This is a genomic window from Comamonas aquatilis (assembly GCF_965139575.1).
Lineage (GTDB): Bacteria > Pseudomonadota > Gammaproteobacteria > Burkholderiales > Burkholderiaceae_C > Comamonas > Comamonas aquatilis.
On sequence record NZ_CBCSIW010000017.1, the window covers coordinates 60,232 to 83,156 of the forward strand.

Consider the following 22,925-nt stretch of genomic DNA (forward strand, 5'->3'; position numbering starts at 1 on the left):
GGGCTTATTCAACCCGGCAGATCTTGAGCATATTGGTACCGCCGGGCTGGCCCATGGGCTCGCCGCAGGTGATGGCATAGACATCGCCCGATTGCACGATGCCGCGTCCCAGCAGGTGGTCCTTGGCCTGTTCCAGCGCGGTATCGCGGTCGGCGCTGGTGTCCATCAGCAGAGGGCTGACGTTGCGGTACAGCGCCATCTTGCGCTGAGTCGACAGACGTGGCGTCAGTGCGTAGATGGGGATGTGGATGCGGTGACGGCTCATCCACAAAGCGGTGGAGCCGGAATCCGTCATTGCCACAATCGCCTTGGCACCCAGGTGGTGGGCGGTGAACAGGGCGCCAATGGCAATCGCCTGGTCGGTGCGCTTGAAGTGGGCATTGCTGAAGTCGGCATCCTTGACGCGGTCTTCGGCAGCTTCGGCTGCGGCGCAGATGGCGGCCATTTCCTGCACGGTTTCCAGCGGGTACTTGCCGGCAGCGGTTTCGGCGCTGAGCATCACGGCATCGGTGCCGTCCAGCACGGCGTTGGCCACGTCGCTCACTTCGGCGCGGGTAGGCACGGGGTTGGTGATCATGGACTCCATCATCTGGGTCGCGGTAATCACCACCTTGTCCATGTCGCGCGCCATGCGGATCATCTTCTTTTGCAGAGCGGGCACGGCAGCGTGGCCGACTTCCACGGCCAGGTCGCCACGGGCCACCATGATGCCGTCGGAGACTTTCAGGATCTCTTCCAGGCGGGGAATGGCTTCGGCGCGCTCGATCTTGGCGATCAGGCCGGGCTTGTGGCCGTACTGGGCAGCAGCCACGTTGCACAGCTGACGGGCCATTTCCATGTCGGTGGCGTTCTTGGGGAAGCTCACGGCCACGTAGTCGGCCTGGAAAGACATCGCGGTCTTGATGTCTTCCATGTCCTTGGCGGTCAGTGCGGGAGCCGTCAGGCCGCCACCTTGCTTGTTGATGCCCTTGTTGTTGGACAGCTCGCCGCCCAGCTTGACGATGGCGTGCACGGCATCGCCACGGACGGCTTCCACGGTCATCACGATCAGGCCGTCGTTGAGCAACAGCACGTCGCCGGGCTTCACGTCACGCGGCAATTCCTTGTAATCCAGGCCCACGCCGTTGATGTCGCCGGGTTCGGTGCGCGATGCGTCCAGCACAAAGCGGGCGCCGGGCTCCAGCATGACCTTGCCTTCGGCAAACTTGCCGACGCGGATCTTGGGGCCTTGCAGGTCGGCCATGATGGCGACTTCACGGCCGGCACGCTTGGCCGCTTCACGCACCAAGGTGGCGCGATCAACGTGATCCTGAGCCTTGCCGTGGCTGAAGTTCAGGCGCACGACGTTCACGCCTTCGCGCACCATTTGCTCGAGCAGCTGTGGGTCACTTGATGCCGGACCCAGGGTGGCGACGATCTTGGTAGCACGACGAACTTGCATGGAATGTCTCTCTAGCGAAGGGATGTAATTAGGTTTCAATTCTTGCACGGATGCGGTTACATGGCTGCATCATTGTGCGAGTCAAGGCGCTTTGCAAGTGCCCAGAAATCATCCGAAACAATAGCGTTTGGCGCATATTTTTCAATGATTTAAATATGAAAATATATTGAAGTCATTGATTCATAAGCGATAGATGCTTCAAAAAATGAAGCGCCAGAGGAGAAATTCCAGGCCGGCACCAGACTTGCTGCGTTGCGACAAACGCCGCGTTGAAACAGTTTTGCCCCGCAAGCTGGCAATGGCGCTGCGCTTGCGCTGCCGCTCAGACCAGCCCGTGCGAGAGCAGATAGGAAATCACATGGGCCAGGATGGCCGCTTCTATGCCATAGCGCCAGAAGATGAAGCCCGCCATGACGCCGTAGACGATGTCGCACAGCAGCAGCTGCATCAGCACGCCGGTGGTCATGGCGCCCAGCAGCGACCAGGACATGAGCAGGGGCAGCGAGCCCACGATCAGGGCCGTGACAATGACCGCGAACCAGCCCAGCCGCCAGCCGGGGCGGCGTTGGGGGTCGCCGGTCAGGCACCACAGCAGCCACATCACCAGCGACAGGCCGCCGTAGCGCAGCAGCAGCTCTTCCGTGATGCCGCCATACAGCAGCTTGGGCAGCAGCGGCATGGCATAGACGGGATCGACCACGGACAGACTCTCGGGCCAGAGCACGGCCAGCGTGACCAGCCAGGCCGCTCCTGCCACTCCGCCGGCAATGCCGGGCAGGCTCAGAAAGCGAATGGCCCGCCAGGGAGAGCGCCCGCTGAGCCCGATATGGAGCAGGGGCGCGCTCAGGCCCACATGCGAGCCCAGGCGCTGGCCCACGCTCACGGATACAGCCAGCAGCAGGGCCAGTGCGCCCATGGTCAGCCAATGCGCCAGAGGCAGTTGTGCGCTGTCGTGGCTGTGGGGCAGCCACTGCGGCAGTACCGACTTGGGCAGCGACAGCAAACCCGGCAGGCCCAGCAGCCACAGCACCATGCTCACGCGCCGATTCTGCTGCGGCGTGGGAGCGTACTCGGCGAGTGGGTCCGTGGCTTGGGTCATAGGGGCGGTGCTGTTTTCAGTCGCGCATCAGCGCTTCGATTTCATCGGCATCGACAGGCACGCCGCGGGTGATCAGCTCGCAGCCGGTTTCGGTCACCACGGCATCGTCTTCAATCCGGATGCCGATGTTGTGAAACTGCTCGGGCACGCCGGGGGCCGGGCGCACATAGATGCCGGGCTCGACGGTGGTCACCATGCCGGCTCGCAAAATGCGGCTGGGGCGGTTGGCGATGATCTCGCCCGAGATCGGGTCCTTGCGCTCGCTGAGCACGCCCAGCTCCGTGGGCTCGACATAGCTGCCGCAGTCGTGCACATCCATGCCCAGCCAGTGGCCGGTACGGTGCATATAGAACTGGAAATAGGCGCGCGAATCGATCACGTCCTGCGCCGTGCCGTGCTTGCGCTTGTCCAGCAGGCCTAAATCGAGCATGCCCTGGGCCAGCACGGCCACGGTGGCATCGTGCGGGTCGTTGAAGCGATTGCCGGCCTTGGTGACGGCGACCGCCGCTTCCTGGCTGGCCAGTACCAGATCGTAGAGGGCGCGCTGCGGGCCCGTAAATTTGCCATTGGCCGGGAAGGTACGGGTGATGTCGCTGGCATAGCTGTCGAGCTCGCAGCCGGCATCGATCAGCACCAGCTCGCCGGGGCGGACCAGGGCCTTGTCGGCCTGATAGTGCAGCACGCAGGCGTTGGCTCCGGCGGCCACGATGGAACCGTAGGCCACGTACTGCGAGCCGTGCTGGCGGAACTCGTGCAACAGCTCGGCATCCAGATGGTATTCACGCACCTCCTGGCCGCTGCGAATCATTTGTGCAGAGCGTTGCATGGCGCGGATATGGGCGCGGGCGCTGATGGCGCTGGCGCGGCGCATGATGTCCAGCTCATGTGCGTCCTTGAACAAGCGCATCTCGTCGAGCAGGGCGCACAGATCGCCTTGCTGTGTGGGGCAGATCACGCCAAAGCGCGTACGGCCGCGCACTTGGGAGAGCCAGCCTTCGACCTGCTCGGCCAGACCTTGGTGGGTGGCAAACGGGAACCAGACGCGGTCGCGGTTTTCCAGCAGGCGTGGCAGGCGGGTGTTGATCTCGTCGCTGGAATAGGCTTGTTCCACCTCCAGCTGCTCGACAGCGGCTTGCGGGCCCAGGCGGATGCCGGTCCAGACTTCCCGCTCCAGATCCTTGGGCTGGCAAAACAGCACGCTCTGGCCGTCGCTGGTCAGCACCAGGCAGGCATTGGGCTCACTAAAGCCCGTGAGGTAGTAGAAGTAGCTGTCGTGGCGGTACAGATACTCGGTATCGCGGTTGCGGTGCAACTCGGGAGCGGTGGGGATGATGGCGACACCGCCGTCGCCCAACTGGGCGGCCAAGCGTGCGCGGCGTTGAGCATAAACAGAAGTCATCCGGCTATCGTAATGCCGGAAGCGCTCTGTACATCAACTTACATATACAAGTTATGTCGATAGCGCCCGGGGACTACGGCGTGGAGACCGGTGCCGTCAGCCTGGCGGCGGCCAGATGGGATGGCACAGGCCGGCTGGCGGTCTCGTTGTCGGGCACCACCGGCTCGGGCTGGCCTGCCTGCCAACCGGAAACCAGCAGACTCACCCCCGAGAGAATCAGCAGGCTGCAGACCATCCACTCCACTATCCGTCTAGGGATGGCTGGCGGATATTTGGCGCAGATCCAGGTCACCAGCGTGACCACGGGAAAAGCCATGCTCGACCACAGCAGCACCGGCATGGTGATCTGCCCGTCGGCGGCCACCATGACCAGGCGCAGCAGGGCGCAGGTGATGAACATGGAAAACAGGCAGTGGCGCACCAGCAGTCGGTCGAATGGCTGGCGATACAGGTGATAGACCATGGGCGGGCCCGGGGTGGCGAACAGGCCGCCCAGCACGCCGGAGGACAGGCCGGCCAGCCACAGCGAGGTGCTACCCGATAACTGGGTCTGTGCCTGTTTTTGCAGCAACAGCAGCAGGGCGCACAACACAATGGCCAGGCCCAGCAACATGCGCAAGCCGTTCAAAGCATTGCCGCTGAGCCAGTGCAGCAACACCACGCCGCCCACCACGCCGATCACACTGCTGAGCAGCATGGGTTTGAGCAGATCCCATTGGGGCGTGAAGCGGTGCACGCGCAGATAGCTCACGCCATTGACCAGGGACAGCAGACAGGCCACGTTGGCCGCATCGCTGATGCTCAACAAGTGCGTGGCGCCGGCGATGCCGACAAAAATCAGCCCGAAGGCAAAGCCGGTCAGGTTCTGGCAGAACGTGGCCAGAGCGACCAGGGCCAGGAAAAAAACAATGTGCATCACGCGTGCCAGGTCCTCGCAAGCGATGCTGCGTCTGGCGGCCCTTCAAAATGACGGCCAAGAATAGCAGATGCATTGTCATGCCAATCATCGGCGGTCCTTGTCCCGTTGATGGCAGATTGCTATTGTTTATATAGCATCGCACGCAATGTTAAATGGAGCTATAGCGGTTTTTTAACCGGGACGGTTGAGCAGTTCCAGCCGCTCGGGCGTGCCCACGTCGGTCCAGCGTCCGCTGTACAGCGATGCGCCCACGCGGCCTTCGCGCATTGCCAGGCGCAGCAGCGGGGCCAGGGGGGCGCGCAGGCCTTGGGGGTTGCCTGGAGGCAGCTCAAACCAGGGCTGGGCAAACAGCTCGGCTTTGAGCAGCGCAATCGTGCTGTAGGTGTAGCGCGTCCGGCTATCACCCTCGGGCAAATCCAGAGCCAGGCCAGTCTCGCTCAGGCCGAAGTCGCCGCGCGGATTGTGGGCCGGGTTGGGCACCAGCCACAGATGGGCCAGCTGGCTGCTTTGCGCAAAGGCTTGGGCGGCCGCTGCGGGAAAGTCAAAGTCCGGTGCATAGACATCGCCTGCGGCCAGCCAGAACACATCGGCCAGCTGGGGCAGCGCGCGGCTGATGCCGCCGGCGGTCTCAAACGCCTGTGCGGGCTCGGCGGAGTATGAAAGTGAGAGCTGCTTACGCTCTTGCGCTTTGGGGCTGAAGGCAAAAGCATTGGAGAAATAGGCGGGAATCTGCTCGCCCAGCCAGCCGGTGTTGATGACGGCGCGCGGCACGTCGGCTTGCGCCAGCGCCTGCATATGGTGTTGCAGCAAGGGCAGGCCTTGCACGGTCAGCAAGGGCTTGGGCGTGACGTCGGTCAGCGGCCGCATGCGCTCGCCACGGCCTGCGGCCAGCAGCATGGCAGGAGGCTGAACAAAGGGCGAAGCGTGGGGCAGGGAGGGAGCGGTAGTCATGCGCAGACAGCAGTTTTTTCGGTGCGCACCGAGTGCCGAAAAGCCGGCAAAACAGTGCAGTTCTTGGGCGGAACTGTAGTGCATTGACCCGCAGACTGCCTAAGAAAATCCGGCCTCCTTTAAAATGGCGGGCTTACCCGAATTACACCCTCCTTGATGGAGCGCCCTGATGGCCAACACTCAACAAATGGCGAATGCAATCCGTGCACTCGCAATGGATGCCGTTCAACAAGCCAATTCCGGCCACCCCGGCGCCCCCATGGGCATGGCCGACATGGCTGTTGCGCTGTGGAGCCGCCACCTCCAGCACAACCCCATGAACCCGCACTGGGCTAACCGTGACCGATTCATTCTGTCGAACGGCCACGGCTCCATGCTGATTTATGGTCTGCTGCACCTCTCGGGCTACAACCTGCCCATCGAAGAGCTGAAGAACTTCCGCCAGCTGCACAGCAAGACCGCCGGTCACCCCGAAGTGGGCGTGACCCCCGGCGTGGAAACCACCACCGGCCCCCTGGGCCAAGGCATCACCAATGCCGTGGGCTTTGCCCTGGCTGAAAAGCTGCTGGCTGCCGAGTTCAACAAGACCGAAGGCAAGGTTCAGCACGACATCGTGGATCACCACACCTTCGTGTTCCTGGGCGACGGTTGCCTGATGGAAGGCATCAGCCACGAAGCCGCCGCTCTGGCTGGCGCCTGGAAGCTCAACAAGCTGATCGCCCTGTGGGACGACAATGGCATCTCCATCGACGGCAAGGTCGCTCCCTGGTTTGGCGACAACACGCCTGCCCGTTTTGAAGCCTACGGCTGGAACGTGATCAAGGGCGTGGACGGCCACAACGTGGACGCCGTAGACGCTGCCATCGCCGCCGCCAAGCAAAGCGCCGACAAGCCCACGCTGATCTGCTGCAAGACCAGCATCGGCAAGGGCTCGCCCAACCGTGCCGACACGGCCAAGGCCCACGGCGAACCTCTGGGTGCCGAAGAAATCGCTTTGACCCGCGCTGCGCTGGGCTGGACCGCCGCTCCCTTTGAAATCCCTGCCGACGTGTACGCCGACTGGGATGCCAAGGACCAGGGTGCCAAGACGGAAGCTGCCTGGAACGAGAAGTTCGCCGCTTACGCCAAGGCCTTCCCCGAACTGGCTGCCAACTTCACCCGCCGCATGGCCGGTGATCTGCCTGCCAACTTCCTGGAAACTGCCGCCAAGATCGCTTCCGATGCCCATGACGCCGGCGCCACCGTGGCCAGCCGCAAGGCCAGCCAGCTGGCCCTGGAAGGCCTGACGGCCGCTTTGCCCGAACTACTGGGCGGCTCTGCCGACCTGACCGGCTCCAACCTGACCAACACCAAGTCCACTCCCGCTTTCCGCGTGGATGACAAGGGTGCCGTGGTCAAGACCGAAGAAGGCCAGATCGGCCGCCACATCAACTACGGTGTGCGCGAGTTCGGCATGGCCGCCATCATGAACGGTGTGGCGCTGCACGGCGGCTACATCCCTTACGGCGGCACCTTCCTGACCTTCTCCGACTACAGCCGCAACGCCATTCGCATGGCCGCGCTGATGAAGCAACGCGTGATCCATGTGTTCACGCACGACTCCATCGGTCTGGGTGAAGACGGTCCTACCCACCAGTCCATCGAGCACGCGGCTTCGCTGCGCCTGATCCCCGGTCTGGACGTGTGGCGCCCCGCCGACACCACGGAAACCGCCGTGGCCTGGACCGTGGCTCTGAGCCAGAAGAACAAGCCCACCGCCATGCTGCTGAGCCGCCAGAACCTGGCCTACGCAGCCAAGAGCGAAGACGCGCTGGACAACATCGCCTGCGGCGCCTACGTGCTGAGCGAGCCCAAGGACATCGGCTTCAAGAAGAAGGCCCAGGCCGTCATCATCGCCACCGGCTCTGAAGTGCAACTGGCCATCGCTGCCCAGAAGCTGCTGGCCGAGCGCAAGATCGCCGTGCGCGTGGTCTCCATGCCCAGCACCACGACCTTCGACAAGCAGGACGTGAAGTACAAGAAGGCCGTGCTGCCCGCAGGTCTGCCCCGCGTGGCCGTGGAAATGGGCGTGACCGACTTCTGGTGGAAGTACGGCTGCGCTGCCGTGGTCGGTATCGACTCCTACGGCGAATCGGCTCCTGCTCCCGTGCTGTTCAAGCACTTCGGCTTCACCGCCGAGAATGTTGCCGACACCGTGCAGGTCGCTCTGCAGAACGCTGGCAAGTAAGCAAAAGGGGCCTCGTGCCCCTTTTTTACGGCAAAAGTGCGGCTCCATGCGCGCTTTGAGCCATCCGGACGAGGCGGCCAGCCAGCCAGTCCGGGCACAATCGCCCCGGTTTTTGTTTTTTTCACTATCCAACCATCTACGAGGCAACTATGACGATCAAGGTAGGCATCAACGGTTTTGGCCGCATCGGCCGCAACGTGCTGCGCTCTGCAGTGCAAAACTTCTCGGACATCGAAATCGTCGGTATCAACGACTTGCTCGAGCCCGACTACCTGGCTTACATGCTGAAGTACGACAGCGTGCACGGCCGTTTTGACGGCGAAGTTTCGGTTGAAGGCAACACCCTGGTCGTCAACGGCAAGAAGATCCGCCTGACCCAAGAGCGCGACCCTGCTGCTCTGAAGTGGAATGAAGTCGGCGCCGACATCGTGATCGAATCCACCGGCCTGTTCCTGACCAAGGAAACCGCCCAGAAGCACATCGATGCTGGCGCCAAGAAGGTGATTCTGTCGGCTCCTTCCAAGGACGACACCCCCATGTTCGTGTTCGGCGTGAACCACGAAACTTACAAGGGCGAAGCCATCATCTCCAACGCTTCGTGCACGACCAACTGCCTGGCTCCCGTGGCCAAGGTGCTGAACGACAAGTGGGGCATCAAGCGCGGCCTGATGACCACTGTGCACGCTGCGACTGCCACGCAAAAGACCGTGGACGGTCCTTCCAACAAGGACTGGCGCGGCGGCCGCGGCATTCTGGAAAACATCATTCCTTCCAGCACTGGCGCAGCCAAGGCCGTGGGCGTGGTGATTCCCGAGCTGAACAAGAAGCTGACCGGCATGTCCTTCCGCGTGCCTACGTCTGACGTGTCCGTGGTCGACCTGACCGTGGAACTGAACAGCGAAGCCACTTACGAAGAAATCTGTGCCGAAATGAAGGCCCAGTCCCAAGGCGCTCTGAAGGGCGTGCTGGGCTACACCGAAGACAAGGTGGTTGCCACCGACTTCCGTGGCGAAACCTGCACTTCCGTGTTCGATGCCGAAGCCGGTATCGCCCTGGACAAGACTTTCGTGAAGGTCGTCTCCTGGTACGACAACGAATGGGGCTACTCCAACAAGTGCCTGGAAATGGTGCGCGTGGCCGCTGCCAAGTAATCTCGATTACTCGCAAACACGGCTTTGGCGCTTGCTTGACAAGCGCCTGTAGCTATAAAAAAAAGCCAGCAGGGGACGCCTTGCTGGCTTTTTTCTTGTGCTGCGCATGGTTGCAGAAATCTACCCTATGAATAGGCACTCAGTGTTTATTGAGTAAGCAGTCTGTGCTACAAAAATAGTAGTTAAATCAAAGCTTACAGATGTGGCAAAAGTCAAGGCGCCAGTTCAGCGCTTGCAGCCATGCGCCTAAGCAATGAAACTGGGGTCTTCCTCCGCACTTGCCGAGCCACGTATGGCTGTTCATCCCTCCTCCGCCGCAACTTTGATCGTGCTGCTACCCCTGCTGGCTTGGCGGCTGCACTCGCGTTACAAGAGGCTGGTGGGGCGCCAACGCACCAGCCGCTACCGGCCGTGGGTGAGCATGGGCATTTACACCCTGCTGCTGAGCCTCATTGTCTGGGCCGTCTGGGGCCAGTGGCATGCCTTGGTGGCACTGGCCGGCGGCTTGGTTGCGGGCAGTCTGCTGTCGCGCTGGGCATGGCTGCAAACCCGGCTCGAACCCACGCCGCAAGGGCTGTACTACACGCCGCACACGCATCTGGGCATTGCGTTGTCTTTGCTGTTTCTGGCGCGCATTGCCTACCGGGTGGTGGAGGTCGTCTGGTTGCTGCCAGAGGCGGAATCCGGCCTGCATGCCTTTGTGGCCAGCCCGCTGACCATGTAGGTGTTTGGCCTGATGGCCGGCCATACCCTGGGCTATGCCATGGCCTTGTTTCTCTGGCGCCGGCGCGTGCTGGCCGCCAAGCATGCGCGCGAGGCGGCGGCATCTGCCAAGCTTTCAGAGTAATCGCTGCTATCGCTTGATTTTTGTGGTTTCAAGCTAAAAGCACCGTGAAATCTACTCTGGTAAAGCGTTGAAAGCTATCAAATTGAATACAAGGCACTGCAGCCGACATCCACTCCCTGGCCGTGGGCCTAAAGTAGGCAGGCTTTTTGTCTTTGGAGAATTGCATTCATGGTTCATAGCGCACACGCACAAAGCACCGACACCTCTTACCGAGTCACTCTCACCGATCCGCAGGGCCATGCCTGGTACGTGGATGAACCGCAAGAGCATGGCGGCGCAGATTCGGCCCCCAATCCCATACAGCTGCTGCTGTCCGCTCTGGCGGCATGCACCACCGTCACGTTGCAGATGTATGCGGACCCCGCTGACCGGCGTGGAGGTGGATGTGCAGCTCAACCCCGCTGGCAAGCCTGCCGCGGGTAATCTGCTCCAGCGCCGCGTGACGCTACGAGGTGAGCTGGATGAAGAGCAGCGTCAGATACTGCTGCAGGTGGCCAATGCCTGCCCGGTGCACAAGCTGCTGGAAGGCGAAATTCATATCCCGACCGAGCTGGCATAAGGCGGGCGCTACAAAAGCCAAAGCCCTGCAGAGCAGGGCTTTGGCAGGGGTTGCTGGTGTTTTAGATCGTCACTTCCAGTGCGCCGACTTCTACATATAGCTCAAACTCGCGTTTGGCCAGATAAGCGGTTTCGGGCTGTTGATCCTCCGGGTCGATCCAAGAAAGAACATAGCTGGCAATGGCAGTGTCCACCTTCATTTCAGTGCCCAGAGGAATGGTTTCCGTAGGACCGTCGCCGTTGCGATGTTCCACCTTGCCAATGATCTTGGCTTGAAAGTGTTCTGGATACTGCTGGACTTCGACGGCCGAGATTTGATTGCCTTGGGTGTTTTCTTCACTCATTTTTGAATCCTCCTGCAGATTGGGGGATGCGCTGAGGCGCATGTCTTGGCAATGGTCGTTGCCACACCCTTTGACCATATTCAGCCTCAAGACTTGAGGCTGTCAGCCAAATGGCTGAATCAACAGGCACGTTGTAACGGCCTGAAAGGGCAGAAATTGCATTCTGCCGTCTGTTTGCTGGAAATATTGATTGCGCAGACACTCCCCATACCTAGCCGTCAGGAAATGCCATGAATACACCCGCCACATCCTTACAACGTCTGCCAACTCGCATTGCCGATGTGGGCGGCATTCCCATTCATCGGGCGATTCCCCAGCGTGCCTTGCGCAAGGTCGGGGCCTGGTGTTTTCTCGATCATGCCGGGCCTGCCCAGCCTCCGCCGCCCGGTATGCAGGTGGGGCCGCATCCTCACATTGGTTTGCAAACTTTTACCTGGATGATCGAAGGCGAGGTGCTGCATCGCGACAGCCTGGGCAGCGAGCAAATCATCCGCCCCGGTCAAGTCAATCTGATGACGGCAGGTCACGGCATCGCACATTCCGAAGAAAGCCAGACCGTGGCTGTGCATGCTGCCCAGCTCTGGATTGCCCTGCCCGATAGCCACCGCAACTGCGCACCGCGCTTTCAGCATTACCCCGATCTGCCCAAGACCCGGGTGGGCGACTTCGATGCCACGGTGCTGGCCGGCGAAGCGCTGGGCCTGACGGCTCCGGCCGAGGTTCATACCCCGCTGATGGGCGTGGATCTGGTCGCTGCGGCTGGGGCGCAGAATGCCCGCGCCGACTTGCCACTGCGCCCGGATTTTGAGCATGCCGTCATGAGCCTCTCGGGCCAAGTCATGGTGGAAGGCCAGCGTCTGCCCGAGGAAGAGCTGATCTATCTGCCCAAGGGCCGCAACTCGGTAGCGCTGGAGTGCACGCCCGGCAGCCGTTTGATCGTCATTGGCGGCGAGCCCATGGACGAAGCCATCTTGCTGTGGTGGAACTTTGTCGGTCGTACGACCGAAGAAATGCAGCAAGCCCGCGAACAATGGGAGGCCGAAGTTGCGACCAAGGCGGAGATAGTCGATGGCAAGCCACGCCGTTTTGGCCAGCCAGTGACCTCCGCATTGAAGTGTTTGCACGCTCCTTCGCTGGAAGGCATGAGCTTGCGAGCGTCGAAATAAGCCCGATATTCGCTTTCATTTCGCACCAAATTGGTGCGAAATGAAAAAATCATTGCTCGAATTAAAAGCTGTTGCGGAGTGTTTGATTGGTTTTAATGAATTTTGAAAGCGATCGAAGCCAATCTCGAGTCGTTATTGAACGTTATGCATGAAACGTTTGAGTTGATGCATATCTTGCTTTCATAATCCAGCCAACGCCCCGGGCACGAGAACGCCAACACCGCTTTCGTCCGGGGCGTCGCCACGTCTGCTGCCGGCGTGCGTGGCCATCGTCAACTCTGGAACCAAGAAAGCAGATCCATGCGTCAAGAACACGACTTCATCGGCATCAAAACCATCCCTCCCGACGCTTACTGGGGCGTTCATTCCGCACGCGCAGTGGAGAACTTCCCCATCACCGGTCACTCGGTTGCCCAAATGCCCGAGTTGATTCGCGCTTTTGCCTTTGTCAAAAAGGCTGCGGCACTGGCCAATCTGCAGTTTGCCGCCATCAATCTCAAACAAGCCACCGCCATCTCCCAAGCCTGTGATGATCTGATTGCCGGCAAGCTGCACGAGCAGTTTGTGGTCGATGTGATCCAGGGCGGCGCAGGCACCTCCACGAACATGAACGCCAATGAGGTGATCGCCAATCGTGCCCTTGAGCACCTGGGATTGCCCAAAGGCAGCTATGACGTGATTCATCCCAATGATCACGTCAACGCCTCGCAAAGCACCAACGACGCATATCCCACGGCCGTCAAGCTCGCCACCTATGCTGGCATTCAGAAGCTGTTGATCGCCCTGGCCTCCTTGCGTGCTGCTTTTGAAGCCAAAGCCAGCGAATTCGCCCATATTCTCAAGATCGGCCGCACACAATTACAAGACGCCGTGCCTATGACTTTGGGTCAGGAATTCGCCGCCTTTGCCGCCATGATCGCCGACGATGAAAAGCGTCTGCGCGAATCCGCCTATCTGATGACCGAAGTGAACATGGGCGGCACCGCCATTGGTACCGGCATCAATGCGCCTGTGGGATATACGGATGCCGTGGTGAAAGCGCTGGCCGAAATCTCCGGCGTGCCTGTCACCAAGGCAGGCAATCTGATCGCAGCCACTGGCGATACCGGTGCTTTTGCCGATATTTCCGGCATCTTGAAGCGTGTGGCGGTCAAACTCTCCAAGATCAGCAATGACTTGCGTTTGCTGTCCTCCGGTCCGCAGGCTGGCGTTGGCGACATCAAGCTGCCGGCTCGCCAAGCCGGCTCGTCCATCATGCCGGGTAAGGTCAACCCCGTGATTCCCGAGGTGATGAATCAGGTCTGCTTTGAGGTGATAGGCAACGACGCAGCCATCACCATGGCCGTCGAAGCAGGGCAGTTGCAGCTCAACGCTTTTGAACCGCTGATGGCCTGGGCGCTGCACAAAAGCCTGACCCATCTGTGCAGCGCCTGCAAGACACTGCAGGTGAACTGTGTAGAAGGCATTGTGGCGAACCAGGGCCTGCTGGATGAGCGCATCGCCGAATCGGTGACGCTGGTGACGGCGCTGAACCCGTTGATCGGTTACGAGAAAGCGGCCCAGATCGCCAAGACCGCGATTGCCAACGGCAAGCGTATCGCTCTGGTGGCTGAGGAGCTGGGCATCATGAGCGAGGCCGAGATGAAAAAGTTGCTGGTCGCAGACAAGCTGACACAGGCGGGTGCGTTGACTGCGGCCTGACGGCCTGAGTACCCATGCAAAAGGGCATGTTCGCAATGAACATGCCCTTTTATTTGATATGATTTTTATAGCTGCAAGCGCTTGAATTCAAAGGGCTTGCAGCCAAAAAATACCCAAGGTCACGCTACTGCTGCATTCTCGGCACTGGGGTCATCCACACCACGCACGCTTTCACGCAGATTTTTGTCCTTGACCTTTCCCAGATCGGTTTCTACGGCACGGCGCAGCTTTTCAATGGCGGCGCTAAAAGCATCTTTGACCTTTTCCGCTTCTGCGTTCACGGCAATGGGAGGGCGGCCTGTAGCCCGGGTTTCAAGCACGCAGCGCTTGCCTGGGCCGCCCGTGGTCTTGAGGGCGTCAACGCCGGTGAGGAAAACCTCTACGCGCACTACATACTCTTTCAGGCGGGCCATCTTGGCGTTGATCTCCTCCTGAGCCCATTGAGCCAAAGAATCTCCACCCTGGATGGAATCGTCGGCATGAACCTGTACTTGCATGCAAATCCTCCTAGTCACCAAATGCCGCAGCTTCTGCGGCGAAAAGCTGTTGGGGCCGCTTGGGCGGCGCCATCAGGCCGGGTCGTGGCTTGGTGGCGCTTCTCAAAAGCTGGCGAAAACATCGTAACGCCAGAGTCTGCTTCTGCCCATCGGGTTTTGTTACACCACTGTGAAACAAGGTACTTTATGCATTGTGCTCCGGTCGATATCGTTGGTCAGGGGTTAATGAAAAAGATAGCGGCAATCATGGATGGCTATTGAGTTTTCATTGGTCTGGAGCAAAAACTACGCGGATTGCCGTGGTCGCGAAATGCGGGGCGGGACCGGTTTCAGCTGCTCGCCACTCTTACGGGTCGTCAGGGATGTGAAACCTGGGGCTGCGCTAAGCCGGTGCCCGCCTCGGTCACAAAGCCTATGTGCGTCAGACCCGCAGCATGGGCCCAGCCCATGATCTGAACCACCCGTCCATAAGGCACGCTGGTGTCGGCGCGCAGCTGGATTTCAGTCTGCGGGTTGCGCTGGCCCAGGGACTTGAGTCGCTGCTGGACTGCCGCATCGGCCGCGACTGCACCCTGTATCCATATCTCGCCTTGCGGGTTGACTTCCAGCATCAGTGCATCGCTGCGGGCCACATTGGATTGCGGTGTGGCCGCATTGGCCTTGGGTAGTTGCACGCGCAAGCTTGCGGCCAGCATAGGGGCTGCAAGAATGAAGATCACCACCAGCACCAGCATCACATCCACCAGTGGCGTGACATTGATGGCGTTGATGGGTGGCTCGCTGCCCTGGCGGCTGCTCATGCGTCCAAATGCCATGCCTGCTCCTGTTTATGAAGCGCCTGCCCCGAATTGCGCCTGGAGGTCGTGGGCAAAACCCTCCAGCAAAGCCTCCAGCGTGCTGGCCGAGCGGCCCATGAGGTTGTAGGCCAGTACGGCGGGCAGGGCCACGGCCAGGCCTGCGGCAGTCATCACCAGCGCCTCGCCCACGGGGCCTGCCAGCTGCTCGATCCCGACCTGGCCGGTGCCTGCCAGCACGGCCAGCGCATGGTGAATGCCCCAGACCGTACCCAGCAGGCCTACAAACGGAGCCGTCGCGCCTATGGTCGCCAGCAAGGTCTGTCCCCACTGCAACTGGCGCGAGGCCGAGCCCAGGGCCGCGCGCAAGCCGCGCATTAACCGCAGGCCGGCATCGGCGCGCTCGGCCAGCGGGCGCGATGCGGATGCCGTCTGGGGTTGGGCAGTCTCAGCCGACAAAGCGTTGACCATGGGCAGCACCAGAGCTTGCCTGTCCAGCGCTTTGACTCCGGCCTGGGCCTGGACGATATCTGGCATCTGCCAGAAAGCATCCATGGCCTGGGGGATGCAGCGGCGGGCAACTGTCATGAACCAGAGCTTGTAGAGGATGACGACCCAGCTGAGCACCGACATGATCAGCATTACCGCCGCCGTGCCACGGGTGACGGAGTCGCCCTGGGCCAGCCATTGCCAAAGTCCTGCAGACATAGCGCTATCTCTCCGCAAACAAAAAAGGGGCCCTCGCGGCCCCTTCGATTCACTGCATCAACGCAGGTTCAGCACGTCGTACATATCGTACTGACCGGCCTTCTTGTCGGCCAGATAGCCAACGGCACGCAGGCTGCCTGCGGCATAGCCAGCGCGGCTGCTGGACTTGTGTGCGATCTCGATGCGATCGCCGGTGCCGGCAAACAGCACGGTGTGGTCGCCAACAATGTCGCCGCCCCGCACGGTGGCAAAGCCGATGCTGTTTTCCACACGCTCGCCGGTATGGCCGTAGCGCTCGTACACGGCGCGGTCGGCCAGATTCGTGCCCTGGGCTTCGGCGATCACTTCACCCATCTTCAGCGCTGTGCCCGAAGGTGCATCCACCTTGTGCTTGTGATGGGCTTCCACGATTTCGATGTCGTAGCCGCTGTTTTGCAGCGCCTTGGCAGCCATTTCCAGCAGCTTGAAGGTCACGTTCACGCCCACGCTCATATTGGGCGAGAACACGATGGCGGTCTTTTGGGCAAAGGCGGCGAGCTGGGCTTTTTGCTCATCACTGAAGCCCGTGGTGCCGATGACGACTTTGACGCCCAGTTCGGCGGCCACAGCCAGGTGTTCCAGCGTGCCTTCGGGGCGGGTGAAGTCGATCAGGCAGTCGGCCTTGGAGAGGGCCGAGCGCAGATCGCTTTCGATCTGCAGTCCGCTGGGACGGCCCAGAAAAGCGCAAGGATCGGTGCCGATGGCGGGGCTTTCTGCCATATCCAGCGCAGCGGCCAGTTCGCAGTCCTGGCTGTTCAGAATGGCTTCGATCAGCATGCGGCCCATGCGGCCCGAGGCGCCTGCCACGGCAACGCGCTGGCGGGCGGAGTAAGAATTGGCGGTGGATGCGGTCATGGCGCTTACGGTCTGTCGTCGGTCTCCGGCCGGGGCCGGATGAATGAAAAATCTGGATGTGCCGAACGGCGTTGCTGTCCGGACGAGGTGGCGTGCCGGGTGCTGCTCAGCCGTGCTTAGTAGCGCGACTCCAGTGGCGGATAGCTGCTGGCGGCTGGCGGCAGGTTGGCGTCTGCATCGGCGGCATCCGCTGGCGACTTGCGGGTCGGGAACTTGGCCAGCTGGGCTTCGGTGGCTTCAAGTTGCGGCACCTTGGGCGTGCCCTTCATGCCTTTGAGGCTGGCCACGAACTCGGCTTCCGATGGCATTTCATCGCCTTCGGCGCGCACAAAGCGGTCGCCATCAAAGAACACGGTAAGCTTGCGCACCTGCGGGTCCACATCGGGGCGCTTGATGGTGAAAACATATTCCCAGCGATCCGCGTGGAAGATGCTGGTCATCAGCGGCGTACCCAGGATGTCGCGGATCTGCTGCCGGCTCATGCCGGGCTGCAGCGCCTGGACCTGCTCCTTGGAGACGAAATTGCCTTGCACCACATCTATTTTGTAGGGCGTTATGGCATTGGCGACACGGTGCGCGGCGCCGTCGAGGCTGTTGCAGCCGGCCAGTGCCGCTGTGATTGCCAACGTCAGGAGCAGACCTGCGCGGCTACGGGCTTGAACATGCATGGGTAATGGCATAGGGATATGATCCGAATCATTGTAGCGGCTGGTCCCGAGAGCACCTGATGATTCCAACGACCCCGGTGCCAGGGCCATTTTTTGTTGTCCCTTGTCTGCCCCTTCTGGCGCGTTGACAGACCACCGAGAGATCCTGACATGAAGAACATCGAAGAACTCAAAAATACCGGCCTCAAGGCCACCTTGCCACGCCTGAAGATTCTGGAGATCTTCCAGACCGGTGCCCAGCGCCACATGACCGCAGAAGATGTCTTCCGCGTGCTGCTCGACGAGCGCTCGGACATTGGCCTGGCCACGGTCTACCGCGTGCTCACCCAGTTCGAGCAGGCCGGCATTCTGAATCGCAGCACGTTTGAAAGCGGTAAAGCGATCTATGAACTCAACGAAGGTCAGCACCACGACCACTTTGTCTGCACCAGCTGCGGAAAGGTGGAAGAGTTCTACGACGCAGAAATCGAGAAGCGCCAGAACCTGATCGCCAAGGGCAAGGGCTGGGTGATCCAGGATCACGCCATGGCTTTGTATGGCCAATGCGCAGAGTGCGCGGTTCGCGCCACCAAGTAAAGCGGTTCTCTTTTGCAAGGGGCAAGGCATGTAAATGTCTTGCCCCTTTTACGTTGAGAAAACATTTCCCTACACCGGCTGCCCGGATATCAAGCCAACATGCTGCATGACTGCCTACGCAGCGGTCATTCATGGGGCTTGAGGAGGCCGGTCAATGCCGCAGCTGCACATTTTTTTCGCCAGAAGTCTTGCCTGTCTCGCTGTGGCCGCACTGGCGGCTTGCGCGCCGCTGTGGTCGCCGTCACACGGCCGGCTCAGTCCTCAAACTCTCGAAGTGATGAGCAGCAGCCGTTTACCGGACAAGACGAGTACCATGCAACGCCAGCAATGGCTGGATAGAGTCACCTGGGGAGCTACGGATCACGAATCGTCCCAGTTGCAGCAGCAGGGTTTGAAGCGATGGCTGATGGGGCAGCTGACGCCGTCTGCCAGTCCCATGTCCGCTGAAGTGCAGCAGCGCATCGATGCCCTGAGCATCAGTCAGAAGTCCATGGAGCAGATCCAGCGGGAGATTGCCGAGCAGCGCCGTTTCATCCGCAGCACCCAGGACAGCGATGAGGCCGCCAGACTCAGGCAAGACTTGCAGCGCCAGCTCAATCTGCTTGGCTCGGAAGCACAAAAGCGCCAGATATGGCGCGCGCTCTATTCACCACACCAGTTGCAGGAGCAGATGACCTGGTTCTGGATGAATCATTTCAACGTCAGCACGCGCAAAGGAGATGTGCGCCTGTGGGTAGGCGACTACGAGGAGCAGGCCATTCGCCCACATGCGCTTGGCAGTTTCCGCGATCTGCTGGCAGCCAGCATGCGCCACCCGGCCATGCTGCAGTATCTGGACAATGCCAGCAATGCCGCCGGTCATATCAATGAGAACTATGCGCGTGAACTGCTGGAGTTGCACACCATGGGCGTGGGCAGCGGTTATACCCAGGCCGATGTGCAAGCCATGGCCCATGTGCTGACCGGTGTAGGCTTCACTACGCGTGAAGCGGATGCGCCGCCACCCAAGCTGCGCCCCGAGCGACAGGCCGACTATGTGCGGCAGGGTTTCTTCGAGTTCAACCCCAATCGTCACGACTACACCCCTCAGGTTTTGCTGGGCAAGCCTCTGGAGCAGCGCGGCATGGCGCAAGTCAATGAGGCCTTGGACCGCATTGTGGCTGCGCCAGCGACTGCACATTTCATAGCGCGAAAGCTCTCGGTGTACTTTCTCGGTGACAAGCCGGACCCGGCTGTGGTGGAGCGCGTGGCACAGACCTTCGAGCGCAGTCGCGGCGATATTGCGGCCACCCTGGCCAGTTTGCTGACAGCTCCCGAGGCGCAGCATTTCGGCCAGCGTTTCAAGGATCCGGCGCACTATGTGCTGGGCGCCACACGTCTGGCCTACGACCCGCGCGTGGCCAGCGATGTGAGCCCTGTGCAGAACTGGCTGAACCAGCTCGGTCAGCCGCTTTATGGTCATGAAATGCCGGACGGCTATCCGCAAGCCCTGTCGGACTGGTCTAGCTCCGGCCAGATGAGCAGCCGTTTTGATGTGGCGCGGCAGATCGGGACGCGCGGCGCCTTGCTGTTTCGCCGTGGCGCGCAGGATCCGCTGGAAAAGCCGCCATACCCCGACCTTGCGCAGAAAGCCAGCGTGCAAGCCCGTCTGCAGTCCCTGGGTGCAGCTACGCGGACGGCACTGGCACAGGCCAAAAATCCAGCGGACTGGAACACCTATTTCCTGTCGGCCCCCGAAATGATGTTCCGCTGAGGCGGTGCCAAGGAGTCTTTTGATGCAAAGACGTCAATTTTTATGCCTGAGCGCAACGCTGCCACTGGCTTGCCAGTTGGGCAGAGGTCTGGCCGCCCCTTTGCAGAACAGCTCGCCCCGCTTTTTGCTGGTGTTTTTACGTGGTGCCTATGACTGCAACAGCCTGCTGGTGCCCACGCACAGCGACTTTTACTATCAAGCCAGACCCAACATTGCCATTGCCCGGCCCGGTGAAGCCAATGGAGCTCTGCCCCTGGGGGCGAATTGGGCTCTGCACCCAGCTCTGCAGACCAGCATGCTCCCTTTGTATGAGCAAGGACAGCTGTGCTTTGTACCGTTTGCGGGGAGCAACGACCTCTCGCGCAGCCACTTTGAGACCCAGGACTCCATCGAGCTGGGCCAGCCGTTGGAAGGCAGCAAGAGCTTTCAGAGCGGCTTCATGAATCGGCTGGCCCAGGTGTTGCAGCAAGACAGCCGGAGTCTGAGCCGCGTTGCACCCATGGCTTTCACTGCGCAGCTGCCGCTGTGCATGCGCGGCAATGCCCAGGTGGCGAATATGGCGCTGGCCTCGGTACGCAAGGCTGCGGTGGATGGCGACCGCGGCCGGATCATCGCCTCCATGTACCAGGGCACGGCGCTGGATGCAGCCGTGCGGGAGGGCTTCAGCGTTCAGACCGCCGTGCAGCGCAGCGTGCAGGAGGAAATGGACAAGGCCGGACGTGAGGCCATCAGTGCCAAAGGCTTTGGACTGGTCGCGCAGCGCATGGCGCATCTGATGCGCGAGCAGTTTGATCTGGGCTTTGTCGATGTGGGTGGTTGGGATACCCACGTCAATCAGGGCGGAGTCAGCGGCAATTTGGCCAACCGGCTGAGCGACTTGAGCAATGGCCTGGCCACTTTCGCCGAGGCCATAGGTGAGGAGACTTGGCGCCACACGGTGGTGGCCGTCATCAGCGAGTTCGGCCGTACTTTTCGCGAAAATGGCAACAAGGGCACCGACCACGGCCATGGCACGGCGTACTGGTTTCTCGGTGGCGGGTTATCTGCCCAGGCAGGGGGCAAGATCGTAGGCGAGCAGATCGAGGTCAATGAAAAAGCGCTGTTTCAGAACCGCGACTACCCCGTGCTCAATGAATACCGTTCCGTGCTGGGCGGTTTGTTTTACCGCATGTATGGACTGAGTTCTCAGCAGGTACAGCAGATCTTTCCGGCATCGTCGACCGGGAAGCTGCATCTGGTCTAGAACGACTCGCCGCTTTCCATGGCACGGCGGTGGCGATTCACGAACTCCTGATAGGTATCAATACCGCGCAGCTGCAAGATGGTATTGCGCACGGCGGCTTCCACCAGCACGGCGATATTTCGGCCTGCTACCACCTGAATCACCACCTTGCGCACGGGCACGCCCAGCACGTCCTGGGTCAGCGGCTCGGCCGGCAGGCGTTCGTATTCGCGCTCCATGGTCTCTCTGCGCACCAGATGTACGATGAGCTTGAGGCGCATCTTGCGGCGCACAGCAGTCTCGCCAAAAATGGCCCGTACATCCAGCAAGCCGATTCCGCGCACTTCCAGCAGGTTTTGCAGCAGATCGGGGCATTTGCCCTCAATCGTCGTCTGATTGATGCGGTACAGGTCCACGGCATCGTCGGCCACCAAGCCGTTGCCGCGGGTGACCAGCTCCAGCCCCAGTTCGCTTTTGCCCAGGCCCGATTCGCCGGTGATCAGCACGCCCATGCCCAGAATGTCCATGAACACGCCGTGCATGGTGATGCGATCGGCAAAGTGCTTGGAGAGATAGGCGCGCAGCACGTCGATCACAAAGGCCGACTGCTCCTTGGTGGAGAACAGCGGAATGTGAGAGCGCTCGCACATGGAGATCAGCTCGTCCGGCGCCTCCTGGCCATCGGCCAGCACTAGCACCGGGGGTTCCAGCGTCACGATACGGGCGATACGGCGCAGGCAGTCCTGCGAGGTGGCATTGGTTAGATACGCGATCTCGCGCTCGCCTAGCACCTGCAGACGGTAGGGGTGGATGTAGTTGAGGTAGCCGACTAGATCGGCCCCCGAGCGGGCCGAGCGCACCGCCATTTCGTCAAAGCGGCGCTCGGAAGCACCTAACCCTGCGATCCACTGCCAACGCAGGCTGGAGTTGCGAAATGCCTCGAACAACACGTCGGCATTGATGGCGCTGGGTCTCATCGCAAGGCCCTGAAAGTAAGAAAAAGGGGACGGCTGGGGTCAGACCGGCTGTGCCGCCGAAGGCTGCCAGCCTGCAATCATGCCGTGCAGCTGCTGAGCATCCACACATGACTTGAGGCGTTCGCGCAGCTGGCTGTCGCTCAGCAGCTCGGCAATCTCCGAGAGGATTTCCAGGTGTTTCTGAGTAGCGGCTTCGGGCACGAGGAGAAAGATCAGCAGGCTGACCGGCTGCTCATCGGGTGCGTCAAAGCCAATCGGACTGGCCAGCTGAAACAAGGCTGCCATGGGGGCCGTGAGGCCCTTGATGCGGCCGTGGGGAATGGCAACGCCGTGCCCAAGACCGGTGGAGCCCAGGCGCTCGCGCGCAAACAGGCTGTCGGTAATCAGGGCGCGAGACAGAGCATGCAAGCTCTCAAAGAGCAAACCCGCTTCCTCGAAAGCGCGTTTCTTGCTGGTGACATCAACGCTCACGAGCACTTGAGCGGCGGGAAGAATAGAGGCTAGGCGGTTCATGGTTTGATCAACAATTATGCACCTCAGCGCTGAAAACCGTGGGGAAACCCTGACCGCCATCAAAAACCGCCCCTTGGGGCGGCACTTTGAACGTTGCGCAGAGGCCACAGCCTCTGCTCGAAAGGGCGCAAACACGGGGTTTGCGCCACGCTGTCATCAAACTGACACTCCAGCGAGTTGCAAATCAACGTCCGACAGACGCTTGGCGCCGCCGTAACGGCTATCGTGCTGGCGCGTTTTATAACGCACAACGAGGCGATCCAGTTTGTCGGCCAGGGCATCCACTGCCGCGTAGAGATCAAAGTGATGGGTCTCCACAAACAGATCCTGGCCCTTGACGCGAATGGTGCAGCCCGCGCGCTGGCGCTTTTCCTTTTCCTTTTGCTTCTGTACGGTCAGCAGTACTTTGACATCGACGACCTGATCAAAGTGGCGAAGAATGCGTTCCAGCTTGGACATGACATAGGTGCGAAGCGAGGGAGTGACCTCCAGGTGATGCCCGCTAATTGTCAGATTCATA

Annotated in this window: 22 protein-coding genes and 1 pseudogene; 9 read left to right on the plus strand and 14 right to left on the minus strand. The window is 60.8% G+C overall.

All coding sequences use genetic code 11. From position 1 onward, the window contains the following. Window positions 1-4: 4 nt before the first annotated feature. The 5 genes from pyk to ACNAZA_RS17180 form a co-directional block, all read right to left on the minus strand. Window positions 5-1,441 carry a pyruvate kinase gene (gene pyk, locus ACNAZA_RS17160; protein ID WP_415797750.1) on the minus strand — a complete coding sequence of 479 codons (1,437 nt, stop codon included), beginning with the start codon at window positions 1,439-1,441 and terminating at the stop codon, window positions 5-7. Window positions 1,442-1,763: 322 nt separating this feature from the next. Next, window positions 1,764-2,540 (minus strand): abortive infection protein, encoded by a 777-nt coding sequence (locus ACNAZA_RS17165; RefSeq protein ID WP_415797751.1) that lies wholly within the window; start codon window positions 2,538-2,540, stop codon window positions 1,764-1,766. Window positions 2,541-2,556: 16 nt separating this feature from the next. Then, window positions 2,557-3,939, minus strand: a complete 1,383-nt coding sequence (locus ACNAZA_RS17170; RefSeq protein WP_415797752.1) for an aminopeptidase P N-terminal domain-containing protein — start codon at window positions 3,937-3,939, stop codon at window positions 2,557-2,559. A 73-nt stretch (window positions 3,940-4,012) separates the two neighbouring features. After that, window positions 4,013-4,855, minus strand: a complete 843-nt coding sequence (locus ACNAZA_RS17175; RefSeq protein WP_415797753.1) for a TSUP family transporter — start codon at window positions 4,853-4,855, stop codon at window positions 4,013-4,015. A 174-nt stretch (window positions 4,856-5,029) separates the two neighbouring features. After that, window positions 5,030-5,809 carry a nucleotidyltransferase family protein gene (locus ACNAZA_RS17180; RefSeq protein WP_415797754.1) on the minus strand — a complete coding sequence of 260 codons (780 nt, stop codon included), beginning with the start codon at window positions 5,807-5,809 and terminating at the stop codon, window positions 5,030-5,032. Between the two features lie 169 nt (window positions 5,810-5,978). On the opposite strand from ACNAZA_RS17180, the gene tkt reads away from it, so the two are divergent. From tkt to ACNAZA_RS17200, 4 genes and pseudogenes are all read left to right on the plus strand, one after another. Continuing rightward, window positions 5,979-8,036, plus strand: coding sequence for a transketolase (tkt, locus tag ACNAZA_RS17185; protein WP_415797755.1), 2,058 nt, complete (start codon window positions 5,979-5,981; stop codon window positions 8,034-8,036). Between the two features lie 149 nt (window positions 8,037-8,185). Next, window positions 8,186-9,187, plus strand: coding sequence for a type I glyceraldehyde-3-phosphate dehydrogenase (gap, locus tag ACNAZA_RS17190; RefSeq protein ID WP_120965167.1), 1,002 nt, complete (start codon window positions 8,186-8,188; stop codon window positions 9,185-9,187). A 292-nt stretch (window positions 9,188-9,479) separates the two neighbouring features. Beyond that, a complete protein-coding gene (locus ACNAZA_RS17195) occupies window positions 9,480-9,911 on the plus strand; it encodes a hypothetical protein (protein WP_415797756.1) in 432 nt (143 codons plus the stop codon). 291 nt (window positions 9,912-10,202) lie between these two features. Next, window positions 10,203-10,593, plus strand: a pseudogene (locus tag ACNAZA_RS17200) (OsmC family protein). Window positions 10,594-10,654: 61 nt separating this feature from the next. Here the strand turns inward: ACNAZA_RS17200 and ACNAZA_RS17205 are convergent. After that, entirely contained in the window at window positions 10,655-10,936 is a 282-nt protein-coding gene (locus tag ACNAZA_RS17205; protein ID WP_415797757.1) for a hypothetical protein, read from the minus strand. A 230-nt stretch (window positions 10,937-11,166) separates the two neighbouring features. On the opposite strand from ACNAZA_RS17205, the gene ACNAZA_RS17210 reads away from it, so the two are divergent. Continuing rightward, complete coding sequence (locus ACNAZA_RS17210) at window positions 11,167-12,102, plus strand: pirin family protein (RefSeq protein ID WP_415797758.1); 936 nt, start codon at window positions 11,167-11,169, stop codon at window positions 12,100-12,102. A gap of 300 nt (window positions 12,103-12,402) precedes the next feature. Further along, complete coding sequence (locus ACNAZA_RS17215) at window positions 12,403-13,803, plus strand: aspartate ammonia-lyase (RefSeq protein WP_415797759.1); 1,401 nt, start codon at window positions 12,403-12,405, stop codon at window positions 13,801-13,803. A 119-nt stretch (window positions 13,804-13,922) separates the two neighbouring features. Here the strand turns inward: ACNAZA_RS17215 and ACNAZA_RS17220 are convergent, their stop codons facing one another. The 5 genes from ACNAZA_RS17220 to ACNAZA_RS17240 form a co-directional block, all read right to left on the minus strand. Continuing rightward, a complete protein-coding gene (locus ACNAZA_RS17220) occupies window positions 13,923-14,300 on the minus strand; it encodes an HPF/RaiA family ribosome-associated protein (protein WP_415797760.1) in 378 nt (125 codons plus the stop codon). Window positions 14,301-14,656: 356 nt separating this feature from the next. Next, window positions 14,657-15,115, minus strand: coding sequence for an ExbD/TolR family protein (locus ACNAZA_RS17225; RefSeq protein WP_415797761.1), 459 nt, complete (start codon window positions 15,113-15,115; stop codon window positions 14,657-14,659). Between the two features lie 12 nt (window positions 15,116-15,127). Next, window positions 15,128-15,802, minus strand: coding sequence for a MotA/TolQ/ExbB proton channel family protein (locus tag ACNAZA_RS17230; RefSeq protein WP_415797762.1), 675 nt, complete (start codon window positions 15,800-15,802; stop codon window positions 15,128-15,130). A gap of 57 nt (window positions 15,803-15,859) precedes the next feature. Continuing rightward, window positions 15,860-16,696, minus strand: a complete 837-nt coding sequence (gene dapB, locus ACNAZA_RS17235) for a 4-hydroxy-tetrahydrodipicolinate reductase (RefSeq protein ID WP_415797763.1) — start codon at window positions 16,694-16,696, stop codon at window positions 15,860-15,862. Between the two features lie 116 nt (window positions 16,697-16,812). Then, window positions 16,813-17,364 carry an outer membrane protein assembly factor BamE gene (locus ACNAZA_RS17240; protein ID WP_415797764.1) on the minus strand — a complete coding sequence of 184 codons (552 nt, stop codon included), beginning with the start codon at window positions 17,362-17,364 and terminating at the stop codon, window positions 16,813-16,815. Between the two features lie 150 nt (window positions 17,365-17,514). On the opposite strand from ACNAZA_RS17240, the gene fur reads away from it, so the two are divergent. The 3 genes from fur (at window position 17,515) to ACNAZA_RS17255 (ending at window position 20,936) form a co-directional block, all read left to right on the plus strand. Continuing rightward, the gene (fur, locus tag ACNAZA_RS17245; protein WP_415797765.1) at window positions 17,515-17,940 is read left to right on the plus strand and encodes a ferric iron uptake transcriptional regulator; all 426 of its coding nucleotides are present in this window, start codon (window positions 17,515-17,517) and stop codon (window positions 17,938-17,940) included. Window positions 17,941-18,094: 154 nt separating this feature from the next. Beyond that, on the plus strand, window positions 18,095-19,693 hold the full coding sequence (locus ACNAZA_RS17250; RefSeq protein ID WP_415797766.1) for a DUF1800 domain-containing protein: 1,599 nt from the start codon (window positions 18,095-18,097) through the stop codon (window positions 19,691-19,693). Between the two features lie 22 nt (window positions 19,694-19,715). Next, complete coding sequence (locus ACNAZA_RS17255) at window positions 19,716-20,936, plus strand: DUF1501 domain-containing protein (protein WP_415797767.1); 1,221 nt, start codon at window positions 19,716-19,718, stop codon at window positions 20,934-20,936. Here the strand turns inward: ACNAZA_RS17255 and hprK are convergent. The 3 genes from hprK to hpf form a co-directional block, all read right to left on the minus strand. Beyond that, window positions 20,933-21,892 (minus strand): HPr(Ser) kinase/phosphatase, encoded by a 960-nt coding sequence (hprK, locus tag ACNAZA_RS17260; protein ID WP_120965130.1) that lies wholly within the window; start codon window positions 21,890-21,892, stop codon window positions 20,933-20,935. The genes ACNAZA_RS17255 and hprK overlap by 4 nt on opposite strands. Before the next feature lie 39 nt (window positions 21,893-21,931). Then, a complete protein-coding gene (locus ACNAZA_RS17265) occupies window positions 21,932-22,405 on the minus strand; it encodes a PTS sugar transporter subunit IIA (RefSeq protein ID WP_120965127.1) in 474 nt (157 codons plus the stop codon). A 156-nt stretch (window positions 22,406-22,561) separates the two neighbouring features. Further along, a complete protein-coding gene (gene hpf, locus ACNAZA_RS17270) occupies window positions 22,562-22,924 on the minus strand; it encodes a ribosome hibernation-promoting factor, HPF/YfiA family (protein WP_120965124.1) in 363 nt (120 codons plus the stop codon). Window position 22,925: the final 1 nt, after the last annotated feature.

Coding starts and splice junctions, on each gene's coding strand:
- pyk (WP_415797750.1), bottom strand. CDS start 1,441: ATGCAAGTTCGTCGTGCTACCAAGATCGTCGCCACCCTGGGTCCGGCA.
- ACNAZA_RS17165 (WP_415797751.1), bottom strand. CDS start 2,540: ATGACCCAAGCCACGGACCCACTCGCCGAGTACGCTCCCACGCCGCAG.
- ACNAZA_RS17170 (WP_415797752.1), bottom strand. CDS start 3,939: ATGACTTCTGTTTATGCTCAACGCCGCGCACGCTTGGCCGCCCAGTTG.
- ACNAZA_RS17175 (WP_415797753.1), bottom strand. CDS start 4,855: ATGCACATTGTTTTTTTCCTGGCCCTGGTCGCTCTGGCCACGTTCTGC.
- ACNAZA_RS17180 (WP_415797754.1), bottom strand. CDS start 5,809: ATGACTACCGCTCCCTCCCTGCCCCACGCTTCGCCCTTTGTTCAGCCT.
- tkt (WP_415797755.1), top strand. CDS start 5,979: ATGGCCAACACTCAACAAATGGCGAATGCAATCCGTGCACTCGCAATG.
- gap (WP_120965167.1), top strand. CDS start 8,186: ATGACGATCAAGGTAGGCATCAACGGTTTTGGCCGCATCGGCCGCAAC.
- ACNAZA_RS17195 (WP_415797756.1), top strand. CDS start 9,480: ATGGCTGTTCATCCCTCCTCCGCCGCAACTTTGATCGTGCTGCTACCC.
- ACNAZA_RS17205 (WP_415797757.1), bottom strand. CDS start 10,936: ATGAGTGAAGAAAACACCCAAGGCAATCAAATCTCGGCCGTCGAAGTC.
- ACNAZA_RS17210 (WP_415797758.1), top strand. CDS start 11,167: ATGAATACACCCGCCACATCCTTACAACGTCTGCCAACTCGCATTGCC.
- ACNAZA_RS17215 (WP_415797759.1), top strand. CDS start 12,403: ATGCGTCAAGAACACGACTTCATCGGCATCAAAACCATCCCTCCCGAC.
- ACNAZA_RS17220 (WP_415797760.1), bottom strand. CDS start 14,300: ATGCAAGTACAGGTTCATGCCGACGATTCCATCCAGGGTGGAGATTCT.
- ACNAZA_RS17225 (WP_415797761.1), bottom strand. CDS start 15,115: ATGGCATTTGGACGCATGAGCAGCCGCCAGGGCAGCGAGCCACCCATC.
- ACNAZA_RS17230 (WP_415797762.1), bottom strand. CDS start 15,802: ATGTCTGCAGGACTTTGGCAATGGCTGGCCCAGGGCGACTCCGTCACC.
- dapB (WP_415797763.1), bottom strand. CDS start 16,696: ATGACCGCATCCACCGCCAATTCTTACTCCGCCCGCCAGCGCGTTGCC.
- ACNAZA_RS17240 (WP_415797764.1), bottom strand. CDS start 17,364: ATGCATGTTCAAGCCCGTAGCCGCGCAGGTCTGCTCCTGACGTTGGCA.
- fur (WP_415797765.1), top strand. CDS start 17,515: ATGAAGAACATCGAAGAACTCAAAAATACCGGCCTCAAGGCCACCTTG.
- ACNAZA_RS17250 (WP_415797766.1), top strand. CDS start 18,095: ATGCCGCAGCTGCACATTTTTTTCGCCAGAAGTCTTGCCTGTCTCGCT.
- ACNAZA_RS17255 (WP_415797767.1), top strand. CDS start 19,716: ATGCAAAGACGTCAATTTTTATGCCTGAGCGCAACGCTGCCACTGGCT.
- hprK (WP_120965130.1), bottom strand. CDS start 21,892: ATGAGACCCAGCGCCATCAATGCCGACGTGTTGTTCGAGGCATTTCGC.
- ACNAZA_RS17265 (WP_120965127.1), bottom strand. CDS start 22,405: ATGAACCGCCTAGCCTCTATTCTTCCCGCCGCTCAAGTGCTCGTGAGC.
- hpf (WP_120965124.1), bottom strand. CDS start 22,924: ATGAATCTGACAATTAGCGGGCATCACCTGGAGGTCACTCCCTCGCTT.